Genomic DNA, 13022 nt, shown 5'->3' with positions numbered 1-13022 from the left:
TCTTCGTCGTTCGCTCGCGCTCTCAACTACGAATAGGCAGACGGCGTCGACTATCGCGGACTAACCGCCTTCGCTTCGCTATCCATGGCGGTCAGCGCTCGACTTACTTTTATCTGCTTTTCTTTATTATTGTTTAGCTTGTAAGATATGGCATCTATCCATGCACGTATAAGGCTCGCTACAACATAGGCCCGCTGCAGCACAGCCATGTTATTACTATCAAGCCTTTTACTTTTTTCTATGCTCAACATCTCCTGCGCCCACCTCACATCGGACGGAACATAAATTGCCTCAAACTCAGGAGACATAATCTGCTTTGATCCTCCACCGTCATTATTTCTCCACGAGTTTATTGCTGGTCTTGTAAGCATCTTCAATAGAGTTGTTTTTCCGCAACCACGCGGCCCTAATAAAATCGAGTGAGATCTCTTTGTAAGCTGAATAAACTGGGGCACAGGAATGAATGTTTCTGCCACCTCTTCTGGCGTTAAATGTCTTGCATTTGTAGCCGTATATAATGAAGACGCCCTCATCACCCCTCCCTTTTTTTCTGTGAATTTTTCCCACACCTTCCAACGACCCGTCTTCATTCAAAACAAGCTTCATTCCATGATTTTCATGTAATTTTCCCATCAATTCTTTAGCGTCTATTGGCGTTAAATAATACAAGCTATCATTTGTCGAAAAAATATCTTCGCCATAAACAAACTCATCACCAAGATTATCGACAATTAATGCTATCTCACGCGTCACATCATCAACATCATCGACACCAAATCCTGAGTGAAATGGAAAACCTGCAGATTGATGCGTCGATCTCTGCCACCCATTCCCAAGCCCGAACTCCCATGAATTAACCCAACCCCTCTTAGCACCCTGCGCATCATCAATCTCTAGAACATGGAACAGATTCCTAGTATAGGTTCCCATTTCATTAAGCAATGCAGAAAAACTCCCTGAACCAAAAACGGTTACCATTTCGCCGTCGGGGAGTCGCTATTTTTGCGGAAGCTTGTTTTGGGCATCCAAGCCCAAGCAAGCGGTTCTTCGTCGTTCGCTCCCGCTCTCAACTACGAATAGGCAGACGGCGTCGACTATCGCGGACTAACCGCCTTCGCTTCGCTATCCATGGCGGTCAGCGAGGGCATCGGCTTCAGGTCGATTCTGTGACGTTGCCACCGCTCCTGCCGTTACGCTTTCTCGTAAGCGTCCAGACGTATCAGTTGGCTTGGTGCTCAACCACTCTGATAAGAGCCACTTACTGACTGCTCTGCATGGAGTGTTCCTGTGCGATGCACACACTTCTATATGTTGATAGCAGGGCGTACTGGACTTTCTCTTGCTCCGTCATCTGATCTAGAAACAGCACCATCTGACTCTCTGCTTCCGTAGCATCGTAGCCTCGCTCCCTTGGGTGAACGACATCAATGGCACGGTCTCTTAGGACACAGAGGTTATTCACCCGCGAATAGCAGTTCGATGCCCAGTCAATGCCCCAACCGAGGTTGTTATGCTCATAGGAGAATTCACGCAAGCGGTCCACCACACATCTGGAATATGCAGTGACGACTGCATCAATATTTACCGCTTGATATAGAGTGCGCCTGTCGCGGATTCTCTGAGAAAAATCGTAGTCGTGTGCGTTGTAATCAACCGCAGGTCCCCAAACGCCGACCTTATTTAATGCAAAGGCAGCGCGACATCTTCTCACCAGTTGCGGCCAGTCATCACACTGCGCATCTGCCTGAATGAGCAGAAGGATTTCACCGTTAAACAGGTCGAGGCCATGAGAAAACTTTTTACCAAAAAACCAGCTGTCGGGAACCTTGACCCAGTTACCATCACCCTCTTCAATAGTGTTCGCATGGCTGGAGTAGATCACATGAATGTGCTCGACCTCTCCCGCCAGTGCGGTTGCTATCTCCCTGGCATTATCGGTCTGTCCTTCCCAGCTGATTATGAACGCTTGCATGATAAGCCAGTCATAAACCGACAACTCCCATCCTTAGTAATAGCGCTCACAATCATTCCTCACTTAATCAGTCTGCCAGCCAATTCTTGGCATTTACTTCGCATCCTGCATCCATGCAGTCGTGTACGTCATTCTGGTTTATTTCGCCTCGTAGCCCAGGTTGGGCGCAAGCCATTTTTCGGCTTCGCTCTGCTCCATCCCTTTTCGCTTCGCATAGTCGGTCACCTGCTCTTCGTTCAGTTTTCCAACACTGAAGTAGCGGCTCTCGGGGTGGCTGAAGTAGAGACCGGAGACGGCGGCAGTGGGGACCATCGCGTAGCTTTCAGTGATCTGCAGCTCGATGTTCTTTTCGACATTGAGCAGCTTCCAGAGGATTCCCTTTTCGGTGTGTTCCGGGCAGGCGGGGTAGCCGAGTGCCGGGCGGATGCCCTGGTACTCCTCTTTGATTAGTGCTTCGTTATCGAGCACTTCATCTGCACTGTGGGCCCAGACCTTGGTCCGAACCTCTTTGTGCAGCCACTCGGCGCACGCCTCGGCTAGACGGTCGGCGATCGCCTTGAGCATGATCGCGCTGTAGTCGTCGTGGTCGGCCTCGAACTCGGCGACCTTGGCGTCGATGCCGATACCGGCGGTGCAAGCGAAGCCACCGATGTGATCGGTGACACGGCTCGACATCGGCGCGATGTAGTCAGCGAGTGATTCGTTGAACCTTCCGGTGGGCTGCTTGGTCTGCTTACGTAGCATGTGGAAGCGTGCGATCTCTTCGCCAGGTATCCCCGCTAAAACGATATCGTCATCCTCGGTGCTGTTGGCCGGGAAGATGCCGACCACGGCACGCGCCTCAAGCCACTCTTCATCGATGATCTTTTTCAACATCGCCTCGGCATCGGCTAAGAGCTTACGTGCCTCTTCGCCCTTCTCGGCATCTTCCAGAATCTTTGGATAGCGACCCTTCAGCTCCCAGGCGTGGAAGAAGAAGGTCCAGTCGATGTAATCGGTAAGCGTGTTGAGGTCGATATTCTTGAACACCTGCACGCCGGTTTTAGTCGGTGCGGGTGGCTGGTAGTTTGCCCAGTCGATTGGGGTGCGGTTGGCACGCGCCGCTTCCAGCGAAACGTAGCTCACCTTGGCCTGACGACCGGCGTACTCTTCGCGCACCCGCTCGTAATCGGCACTCACCTCTGCAAGGTAACTCTCCCGATACTCCTCGGAGATCAGGTTCTGCGCCACGCCGACGGCACGCGAGGCATCCTTCACCCAGATCGTCGGCTGCTGGTAGTGCTGATCAATCTTCACGGCGGTGTGCGCCTTCGATGTAGTCGCGCCACCGAGCATGATCGGAATGGTGTTACCGAGGCGCTCCATCTCCTTGGCGATATGGACCATCTCTTCAAGCGATGGGGTGATCAGGCCGGAGAGACCGATGATGTCGACACTCTCCTCCTTCGCCCTGGCGAGGATGTCGGCAGCGGGCACCATCACGCCCATATCGACCACCTCGAAGTTGTTGCACTGCAGCACCACGCCGACGATGTTCTTGCCGATGTCGTGCACATCACCCTTCACGGTGGCCATCAGCACCTTGCCATTGGACTGAGCGCCTTCGCTCTTCTCTGCCTCGATAAAGGGGATCAGGTGTGCGACCGCCTTCTTCATTACACGTGCGCTCTTGACCACCTGCGGCAGGAACATCTTGCCCTCGCCGAAGAGATCACCCACGGTGTTCATGCCCGACATCAGCGGACCTTCGATCACCTGGATCGGGCGCTCGAAGCTGAGGCGCGCCTCTTCGGTGTCATCAACGATGTAGCTGTCGATGCCTTTGACCATGGCGTGTTCGATACGTTTTGCGACCTCCCAGCTGCGCCACGACTCATCCTCCTTCTTCGCCTGTGCACCGTCACCGCGATAGTTGTCAGCGATTGCCAGCAGGCGGTCGGTGGCATCGGCATCACGGTTGAGCACGACATCTTCTACGGCATCACGCAGCTCAGCGGGCAGGTCGTCGTAGACCGAGAGCATGCCGGCGTTGACGATGCCCATGGTCATGCCCTGCTTGATGGCGTGATAGAGGAAGACGGAGTGAATCGCCTCGCGCACCGGGTTGTTACCACGGAAGGAGAAGGAGACGTTGGAGGCGCCACCGGAGATCATCGCGTGCGGCAGATTCTTTGTAATCCAGCCGGTCGCCTCGATGAAGTCGACCGCGTAGTTGTTGTGCTCTTCGATACCGGTGGCGACCGCAAAGATGTTGGGATCGAAGATGATGTCCTCGGCGGGGTAACCGACCTTGTTGACCAGCACGTCGTAGGAGCGCTGACAGATCTCGGTCTTTCGCTTGAAGGTATCGGCCTGCCCCTCCTCGTCGAAGGCCATCACGATCACCGCCGCACCATATTTACGAAGCAGCTTGGCGTGGTGAATGAACTTCTCCTCACCCTCCTTGAGCGAGATCGAGTTGACCACCCCCTTGCCCTGTACGCACTTCAGGCCCGCCTCGATGATCTCCCACTTGGAGGAGTCGAGCATCACCGGCACCTTGGCGATATCGGGCTCGGCGGCGATCAGGTTGAGGAAGGTGACCATCGCCTGCTCACCATCAAGCATCGCCTCATCCATGTTGATGTCGATGATCTGCGCACCGTTCTCCACCTGCTCCAGGCAGATCGAGAGTGCCTCGTCATACTCACCCTCCAGGATCAGCCGTTTGAACTTGGCGCTGCCGGTCACATTGGCGCGCTCACCGACGTTCACGAAGAGCGAATCCTCGCCGATGTTGAACGGCTCCAGACCGGAGAGACGACACTGCTTTGCTACCTCGGGCAGCGGACGCGGCGCGATACCCTCGACCGCCTCGGCGATCGCCTTGATGTAGTCGGGCGAGGTGCCGCAGCAACCGCCGACAATGTTGAGAAAGCCCGACTCGGCCCACTCCTTGAGCTGCTCAGACATCTGCTCGGGGGTCTCGTCGTAACCGCCAAAGGCGTTGGGCAGACCGGCGTTGGGGTGCACGTTGACGTGGCAGGTGACGATCTTCGAGACCTCCTCCACGTACTGGCGCAGCTCGGCGGCGCCGAGCGCGCAGTTGAAGCCGAAGGAGATCGGCTCGGCGTGCGAGAGCGAGTTCCAGAACGCCTCGGCGGTCTGTCCCGAGAGGGTACGACCGGAGGCGTCGGCGAGGGTGCCGGAGATCATGATCGGCAGCTCGACGTCGTTCTGATCGAAGTAGTCACGCACGGCGAAGATCGCCGCCTTGGCGTTGAGGGTGTCGAAGACGGTCTCGATCAGGATGATGTCGGAGCCGCCATCGATCAGGCCTCGGGTCGCCTCGGTGTAGGTCTCGACCAGCTCATCGAAGGTGACGTTACGCATGCCCGGATCGTTCACATCGGGCGAGATCGAGGCGGTGCGACCGGTTGGGCCGAGCACACCTGCAACAAACCTTGGACGATCGGGATTCTGCGCGGTGAACTTGTCGGCCGCCTCGCGCGCCAGCCTGGCACCGGCTACGTTTAGCTCGTAGACCAGCGCCTGCATACCGTAGTCATCCATCGAAACGCTGGTGGAGTTGAAGGTATTGGTCTCGACGATGTCGGCGCCCGCCTCCAGATACTGCTCATGGATCTCTCGGATGATCTTCGGCTGGGTGAGACTGAGCAGGTCGTTGTTGCCCTTCAGATCAGAGGCCCAGTCAGCAAAGCGTTCGCCACGGTAGTCGGCCTCGCCCAGCTCATAGCGCTGGATCATGGTGCCCATCGCGCCATCGAGAATCAGGATGCGCTGCTGCAGGTGGTAGTGGAGTGAGGTGGGCTTCTTCTCAGACATTGCTCTAACCGAATCTATATATAAGGAGGCGGCGATATTAACACGGGCCGCCTATCATAACGTACGTTTTAAGCGCATTTACGCCCATAAACCCTATGTTTTGTGCTTTATCGCGCCCGTAAGCGACGGCCATACTGCATTTACACCTCCCCCGGCTCAAGCCAGCCATACCATCACAAAATCAGATCATGCGGCTCAGTCAATTCGACTATCAGCAACTACACTCTGCTTTAACAACAAGCGGTTCCATGGAGCGAGCGACAATAAGATGGAAGAGAGGGTCATCTATCAGCACAGCGATCTGCTCAGTGCGCTGGGCGAGCGCCTCTCGCCGAGCGAGAAGCTCGATTTCATCTACCAGCAGGTCAAACGAGCCCACCCCTTTGTCGATCGCATCGCCGTCGCGCTCTACGATGCCCAGAGCGACATCGTTAAGACCTTCATCCGCTGTCCAGGCGAGGACTCCCCCATCTCCTTCTACCAGGCGCGCCTGAGCGATACGAAATCGCTGCTGGAGATCGTGCGTTCGGGGCAGTCGCGGGTGATTGCCAACATGCCCATCGCACTGCACGACAGTGACAAGCTCCACAGCAAGAAGCTGGCGCAGCACGGCTTTCGCTCCAGCTACACCAAGCCGATGTACCTCGACGGCAACTTCTTCGGCTTCATCTTCGTCAACTCGCGCCAGAGCGACTGCTTCAGCGACGAGGTACTCAATCTCATCGACCCGCTGCTGCAGCTGCTCTCCTTGTCGATCAACCATGTGGCACGCTCAATCGACACCCTGATCGCCGCTGTCCGCACCACCCAGTCAATCACCCACCACCGAGACCCCGAGACCGGCAGCCATCTGGAGCGGATGGCGCGCTACTCACGCCTGATCGCCCAGACCATTGCACCCAGATATGGTCTCGATGATGAGTTTGTCGAATATATCTTCCAGTTCGCACCGACCCACGACATCGGCAAGATCGCCATCCCCGATGCGATTCTGCTCAAACCCGGCAAACTCTCCGATGAGGAGTTTGAGCAGATGAAGCACCACACTGAGAAGGGGCTGGAGATGATCGAGATGATCGTCAATAACTTCGATGCCGCCGAACTCCCCTACATCGAGATGCTTAAGAACATCGCCATCTGCCACCACGAGGCGTACGACGGCAGCGGCTACCCGCGCGGTCTGGTCGGCGAGAAGATTCCCCTCGAGGCGCGCATCATCTCCGTCGCCGATGTCTTTGATGCGCTCACCAGCCACCGCCCCTACAAAAAGCGTGGAGCGTGGAGCAGGCAATGGCCGAACTGGCGGCCAACAGCGGCATCAAATACTGCCCGGAGTCGGTCGCCGCCCTCGCCTCGCGCCTCGACGAGGTCGTGACGATTCGCAACACCTTCACCGATGAGAGCATGATCTAGCGGCGCTACCCCTCTTCAGCCTCGTAACGCATACCCGGCATGCTGGGTGGACGTGCCTGAAAACCTGAACGCTGGTAGAACGGCTCGGTGCCGTCGGCGGCGAACAGATGCACGCTATAGACCCCCGCCGCCTTGCACTGACGGGTGATATTGGCGACCAGTTCACTGCCTATTCCCCGGCCTCGCTGTTCCGGTAGCACCATCACATCGTAGATGGTGGCGTACATCACCCGATCAGAGACCGCGCGCGCAAACCCGATCAGCTCTCCCTGCCAATAGGCCGAGACGGCGAAGCTGCTGTTGCCGATCGCACGCTCTACACTGTTTGCATCCATCTTGAACACCTCATTCCAACCGGTGCTCAGATAGAGTGGCCAGTAATCCTTGATGTCCGGCACCTCATTTTTATACTCGATCACGCTTGTCACTCCCTGTCTCTGCTATCCCATCGGCACGCTTTTTGGAAAGAACGACCACGCCTCAGCGACCGTCAGCCCACTGTGCAACACCCTCACCAATTGCGGTAACGGCTCGGCGAGGTTGATGCGATAGTCGCACTCACCCGGCCCATCGCCACGCCAGGCGAGCTGCTCCCGCGGCGGCATGAACTGCGCATCAACACCCGGCTTGTTGCCACGCGCATCGACCCGATACCACCCCTGCTCACCGATATGGATCATGTTGTAGCCGTGCAGCATATAGTCGCCCGCATCGTCATACAAACGCTGGTAGCCGAAACCAGTCGGAATGGCGTTGGCACGCAGCAGTGCAGCCAGAAGATGACTCTTGGCGTAGCAGAGACCGTGCCCCTTTCGGAGCACCTCGCTGGCGTTGCAGGTGAGTTGCTGCGCGCCGATGTCGTTGCTGTGATCGATCTCATCCCGCACCCATTCGAAGCAGCGCTGCGCCACCTCCAGCGTGGTCCCACCTGCGAGCTGTTTAGCCCTGTTTGCCACATCAATATCGTCAAAGTCGATTATTTCTGACGACACCAGGTATTTTTCTATCTTAATAACTGAACTATTCACCCTCTCTCTCCCTGATAACCTGCTCTACCGCCCTTTCCAACCGTGCCACCATCTCGCCAATCTCCTGCGCGCTGACGTTCAGCGGCGGCATAAAACGGAGCGTATCGGTGCGTGGCGCATTGACCAGCAGACCACCTTCAAATGCCGCAGCAGCTATCTCCACCGCCGATAACGGACCGCTGTCGAGCGCCAGCAGCAGCCCCCGACCACGCACGCCTCCCAGGCCATATTTTTTCGCCAATCCCTCAAGTGCATCGACCAGCTGAGCGCTACACTGTTCGACGGTTGCGAGAAACTGCGTACTGGTCACCGCCTCAAACACCGCACATCCGGCTGCGCACATCACCGGATTGCCGTTGAAGGTGCCCCCCTGATCTCCCGGCTCGAAGCAGCTCACCGCATGCGTTGCCACCAACGCGGCAAGCGGCACACCACCACCCGGCCCCTTGCCGAGAGTGATGATGTCGGGCTCGATGCCGTAGTAGTTAAAAGCGAATAGCTGGCCGGTCCGGGCGATGCCGGTCTGGATCTCATCAATAACCGGGGAGTCGCTATTTTTGCGAAAGTTTGTTTTGGGCATCCAAGCCCTTCTACGTCGTTCGCTCACGCTCTCAACTACGAATATACAGACGGCGTCGACTATCGCGGACTAACCGCCTTCGCTTCGCTATCCATGGCGGTCAGCGTCAGTAGGCAGTTGTTGGTACTGGTCAACTCACGCAGTTGCTGTACAAAGTCGAGATCAGCGGGTATCACGCCCGCTTCACCCTGAATAAGCTCCAGCATCACTGCCACAGTCTGCTCACCGATCACGGCCTCTACTGCACCGATATCGTTAAACGGCACCTTGATGAAACCGGGAACCTTCGGTTCAAAAAGAAGTTCGAATTGCGGCTTACCGCTGGCCGACATCGTTGCGAGCGTGCGGCCGTGAAATCCGTTCTGCATGGTGACGATCTCGAAGGCACCGTTTTTCTGTTTTGTGCCCCACTTACGTGCCAGCTTGATCGCACCTTCGTTCGCCTCGGCACCGCTGTTGGCGAAGAAGACCTCATCGAGACCACTGTGGGCGGTGATCTGATCAGCCAGTGCCACCATCGGTTCATTGTAGAAGGCAGGTCCGATATTCATCAGACGCCCCGCCTGCTCTGCGATCGCATCGACAACGACCTTTGGCGAGTGGCCTAGCGTGTTGACTGCCCATCCCTGCATGAAGTCGAGATAGCGTCGGCCCATCTCGTCCATCAGCCACACGCCCTTACCCTCAACAAAGCGGGTCTCGGGCCGGTTGGTAATCGGCATGATTGAACTGAAACGGGTATTCATCACTTCTCTCCTTTTTGTCGTTACGTTGGTAATGCGTAGGGTGGGTTGAGTTTTAACGAAACCCAACAAATGTCAGCGTTCTTCGCCATTGGTGGGTATCGCTTTGCTCAACCCACCCTACTGTTCCTGCCCTAACCAGGGCTTCGATGATCCAAGCAGGCCGCTCCTGCGTTCACAGCTGCATTTAAACCCTTCATATGCCTTACAGATCGATCACACGCTCCCGGCGTGCTCGATCCGCCTACATCCTTCCCCTTTTCAAGTACCGGGTATTTCAAGCAGGCCGCTCCTGCGCATCCCTGCGCCCGCGGCATACCGCCCATCCCTGGGCATAAAAAAGGCCGCAGATCTCTCGGATCTGCGGCCTTTGGATTTCCTGCTTAGCTGTCAGCTAATTTGCGCTAACGCTACCCCTTCCCCAATACACACAGAACCGTGTTCACGCCGCGTAGTCGCAGCATGAAACGCATTCGTAGTGCCATGGGTTTGAGGTTGTTCATGGCTGCAGTCTGCAGAACTTCACCGCAGCGTGTCAACCGATCAATAAAACTTATCTCTCTCATGACCTCCCCATATTACCAACCAATCTACTAAGCTATTGCTAGTAGCAACCCGGATGGGAGGATTGGTGATGACGACTGAAATCCTGATGCATATTGATGAAGATCTATCTGATCAGCAACCGCTGACCGCCATGGATAGCGAAGCGAAGGCGGTTAGTCCTCGGGGCGCCGCAGGCATAAACGGTCGCGTGAAGTTTTTGCTGTTTGCTTGGGCTTGGATGCCCAAAACAAACTCTCGCAAAAATAGCGACTCCCCTAAGAAAGATCTGCTCGCTTCGTTTGGTAATCGTACTGGTGGACTGCAGCCTCACCTGCACAGTGAAAAGGCGCACCTGATGTTTGTTGCCTACGATCCAGAGGAGCTCTGCCCCCACGACCTGATAGCTATTGCAGCCGAGTCTGGTGTACACGCTTCATTGATCGAGCTTTAAGGACGTTAGCTTGCTCCATGCACAGCGGTTGTACGCAACCGCTGTTTGCGTCCGTTTGTCTGTCACTGCAATAATCGAACGATCTTGCGGGTCTAATAGGTAGTGGGCGGTGTGCTCGTCTGCTGCCGCCCAAAGCAGCGTTATGGAGTTACAGAATGAACCTCTATCTACATCGCGGTTATTTCAGCTTTGGCAACCTGCTCAACCCTCTTTACGGCATCGACAAGCTGCTTAATCCAAACCGCTACCGTGCACGAATTGTGCTACGAGGCAGTCCACTCGATATTGAGTGGACCGGGCGGGCCGAGCGAATCATGACGACGCTTGATCAGCCTCTGGTGGTTGAGATGCAGCTCTACTTCTCCTGCGTGGTGAAGAAGCTGGTCCATTTTCACCAGGACACTTTCGACCATCCCACGCTCGCTGTTAACGAGCGCTTCAGTGTCGCCTTCAGGCCGGTTCAATCAACCGTCTGTAATCCGGAAGAGTTTGCAGCCAACTATCCGGTGCTTCGCGATCTCGACTCTGCTCATGCGCAGAAGATGCGACCCTCCAGGCTTGAGATCGATTACAAGAGAGGGGCGTGGACGGGGATGTATTCAGTTTAGGCAAAGTGCCCAGTTCAGATCAGAATCCGTGTTTTTTATCTTCGAGTGACTCGATCCAGTCGTGAAGGCGCTTCATCTCCTTCTCCAGAATCTCACCATCGCTATAGACATAGCTCAGCAGCGAGGCCCCTTGAGCAACGCTCAACAGGTGTAACGCCTGATCTCGGCTCTGCTCTGCGTAACCCATCTCTCTAAATTGCTTCTCCAGCCAGTCGACGAACAGGGTAAACATCTCCGCCGCATGCGCTTTTGATCCAGCATCATCCTTACCCAACTCAACGTTTAGTGAGCCCATTGGGCAGCCGTACTGGACGATACCCTCTAGCTCATTGAGCGGCACCTGGGCAAATCGATGCAGACGCAGTTTCGGATACTGGAAGCCGCTATCCCACGAGGCGAGCATCTCCCGCATCTGTTCCAAACGATCGTCGATCACGGAGTCCAGAAGCTCCTCCTTGCTCTTGAAATAGTAGTAGAAGTTTCCTTTTGGTATACCCGAAGCATCAGCCACCTCCGAGAACGAGGACCGACTGTATCCCTTGCGATAAAAGAGGTCGTTAGCGGCCTCGATTATCCGTTTTCTGTTCTCTTCGCCTTTTTTCGCCACGTTCCACTACCTGTCATTCAACAACAGGTTAAGTATAACAACCGAATAAGGTGTTTGAGTCTCTGCTGACCACACAGACCTCCTGATCTCTACTCGCTACACTGGCTTTGCGAGAGGCATTGCCCCTTCGCCCCGCTGTAGCATCTCTTCAATCTGCACAAGCACGCTCTTTTGCCATTCATGTTTCGCAACGTAACCCAGTTTCTCTGCCGCTCGTTCGTTATTGGCGCCTACCTCCTCAATCAAGTGCACAATGCTGCGCGTTACCAACGGCTCCCAGGGTACGAGGGGATCGATCAACTCCATCAGTCGTGCAAAGTGGTAGGCAATAAAAAACGGAACACTAACCGGGGAGTCGCTATTTTTGCGAAAGTTTGTTTCTACGTCGTTCGCTCACGCTCTCAACTACGAATATACAGACGGCGTCGACTATCGCGGACTAACCGCCTTCGCTTCGCTATCCATGGCGGTCAGCGGGTGTGGCTTTGGAAAGCCGTACTCACGGTTGATAAAGGAGATCACCTCGCGATAGCTTGGCACCGTTTTTCCGACAATATTGAACGATTCATAGGTCTCCAAACCCCCTGTCGTGACCGCCAGCAAAATTGCCTGTCCAATATCACGCCCATCCACGATGGGACAGGAGGTTCGACCACCCGCCACCCAGGGAACCAGGTGTGTTTTCAATCGTGGTAACAGGATGGGCAACAATCCCAGTCCGTAACGCCGCCCAGCAAAGAGCCCCAGACGCAGATTGACCACGCCAAAGTGGTCACTCGCTCGCGTTCGAAGTGTGTCCTCAATCCTGATGACATTATTAAGATGCGGCCAGCGGTTACGCATGATGCCCCGGCTCATCGGATTCGATGACTGATCGGGTGCAGCCACAGATGTCGAGGAGATATTGACCCAGCGAGAGACACCCTTCTGCTGCGCTGTTTCGATCAACTTCAGGGTAGGGTTTAAGAGTCGCTCTTTTGATGCCTTTGCATGTCCCCAAACTGAGGTCCACGCAAAGCCGTTAACCACCACTTCGATTTCATCAAAGAGCGTACTCAGATAGTGAACATCATTGATATCACCCTCTCGCACCTCACCAACAAAGTCGGTCTCGAGCCTCTCTCTATTGCGACACGCCGCAATGAGCTCCACACCTTCGCTGACCGCCATGGATAGCGAAGCGAAGGCGGTTAGTCCGCGATAGTCGACGCCGTCTGCATATTCGTAGTTGAGAGCGCGAGCGAACGAC

At 55.4% G+C, this 13022-nt stretch carries 11 protein-coding genes and 2 pseudogenes; 3 read left to right on the top strand and 10 right to left on the bottom strand.

Annotated features, from left to right (window positions below; genetic code table 11):
- Window positions 1-50 precede the first annotated feature (50 nt).
- From BOW52_RS18060 to metH, 4 genes and pseudogenes are all read right to left on the bottom strand, one after another.
- A complete protein-coding gene (locus tag BOW52_RS18060; protein ID WP_456242909.1) occupies window positions 51-533 on the bottom strand; it encodes an ORC-CDC6 family AAA ATPase in 483 nt (160 codons plus the stop codon).
- Window positions 534-627: 94 nt separating this feature from the next.
- Window positions 628-930 (bottom strand): annotated as a pseudogene (locus tag BOW52_RS18055) (hypothetical protein); the annotation flags it as partial.
- A gap of 328 nt (window positions 931-1258) precedes the next feature.
- Window positions 1259-1996, bottom strand: a complete 738-nt coding sequence (locus BOW52_RS15765) for a hypothetical protein (protein WP_135622544.1) — start codon at window positions 1994-1996, stop codon at window positions 1259-1261.
- Between the two features lie 114 nt (window positions 1997-2110).
- Window positions 2111-5797, bottom strand: a complete 3687-nt coding sequence (metH, locus tag BOW52_RS15760) for a methionine synthase (protein ID WP_078485035.1) — start codon at window positions 5795-5797, stop codon at window positions 2111-2113.
- Window positions 5798-6065: 268 nt separating this feature from the next.
- Between metH and BOW52_RS15755 the strand changes: the two genes are divergently transcribed.
- Entirely contained in the window at window positions 6066-7172 is a 1107-nt protein-coding gene (locus tag BOW52_RS15755; protein ID WP_078485034.1) for an HD domain-containing phosphohydrolase, read from the top strand.
- 43 nt (window positions 7173-7215) lie between these two features.
- Here BOW52_RS15755 and BOW52_RS15750 read toward each other — a convergent pair whose 3' ends face one another.
- From BOW52_RS15750 to BOW52_RS17805, 4 genes and pseudogenes are all read right to left on the bottom strand, one after another.
- Window positions 7216-7629: a GNAT family N-acetyltransferase gene (locus BOW52_RS15750; protein ID WP_078485033.1), complete on the bottom strand. Its 414-nt coding sequence runs from the start codon at window positions 7627-7629 to the stop codon at window positions 7216-7218.
- A 21-nt stretch (window positions 7630-7650) separates the two neighbouring features.
- Window positions 7651-8202: a transglutaminase-like domain-containing protein gene (locus BOW52_RS15745; protein ID WP_236725784.1), complete on the bottom strand. Its 552-nt coding sequence runs from the start codon at window positions 8200-8202 to the stop codon at window positions 7651-7653.
- 28 nt (window positions 8203-8230) lie between these two features.
- Complete coding sequence (locus tag BOW52_RS17810; protein ID WP_078485032.1) at window positions 8231-8818, bottom strand: aminotransferase class III-fold pyridoxal phosphate-dependent enzyme; 588 nt, start codon at window positions 8816-8818, stop codon at window positions 8231-8233.
- 86 nt (window positions 8819-8904) lie between these two features.
- A pseudogene (locus BOW52_RS17805) lies at window positions 8905-9564 on the bottom strand (aminotransferase class III-fold pyridoxal phosphate-dependent enzyme); the annotation flags it as partial.
- 631 nt (window positions 9565-10195) lie between these two features.
- On the opposite strand from BOW52_RS17805, the gene BOW52_RS15730 reads away from it, so the two are divergent.
- Window positions 10196-10558 carry a hypothetical protein gene (locus BOW52_RS15730; protein ID WP_078485030.1) on the top strand — a complete coding sequence of 121 codons (363 nt, stop codon included), beginning with the start codon at window positions 10196-10198 and terminating at the stop codon, window positions 10556-10558.
- A 155-nt stretch (window positions 10559-10713) separates the two neighbouring features.
- Window positions 10714-11166, top strand: coding sequence for a hypothetical protein (locus BOW52_RS15725; protein ID WP_078485029.1), 453 nt, complete (start codon window positions 10714-10716; stop codon window positions 11164-11166).
- 19 nt (window positions 11167-11185) lie between these two features.
- Here the strand turns inward: BOW52_RS15725 and BOW52_RS15720 are convergent, their stop codons facing one another.
- A complete protein-coding gene (locus BOW52_RS15720) occupies window positions 11186-11773 on the bottom strand; it encodes a TetR/AcrR family transcriptional regulator (RefSeq protein ID WP_078485028.1) in 588 nt (195 codons plus the stop codon).
- A 429-nt stretch (window positions 11774-12202) separates the two neighbouring features.
- A partial coding sequence (locus BOW52_RS15715; RefSeq protein WP_135622542.1) for an NAD-dependent epimerase/dehydratase family protein occupies window positions 12203-13022 on the bottom strand: 820 nt, incomplete at its 5' end.

This window comes from Solemya pervernicosa gill symbiont, from assembly GCF_002020875.1.
Lineage (GTDB): Bacteria > Pseudomonadota > Gammaproteobacteria.
This window is presented reverse-complemented; position numbering and strand designations above follow the sequence as displayed.

What these genes read in the sequence shown, in the direction of transcription:
- BOW52_RS18060 (WP_456242909.1), bottom strand. Translation starts at nt 533, where the DNA reads ATGAGGGCGTCTTCATTATATACGGCTACAAATGCAAGACATTTAACG.
- metH (WP_078485035.1), bottom strand. Translation starts at nt 5,797, where the DNA reads ATGTCTGAGAAGAAGCCCACCTCACTCCACTACCACCTGCAGCAGCGC.
- BOW52_RS15755 (WP_078485034.1), top strand. Translation starts at nt 6,066, where the DNA reads ATGGAAGAGAGGGTCATCTATCAGCACAGCGATCTGCTCAGTGCGCTG.
- BOW52_RS17810 (WP_078485032.1), bottom strand. Translation starts at nt 8,818, where the DNA reads ATGCCCAAAACAAACTTTCGCAAAAATAGCGACTCCCCGGTTATTGAT.
- BOW52_RS15730 (WP_078485030.1), top strand. Translation starts at nt 10,196, where the DNA reads ATGACGACTGAAATCCTGATGCATATTGATGAAGATCTATCTGATCAG.
- BOW52_RS15725 (WP_078485029.1), top strand. Translation starts at nt 10,714, where the DNA reads ATGAACCTCTATCTACATCGCGGTTATTTCAGCTTTGGCAACCTGCTC.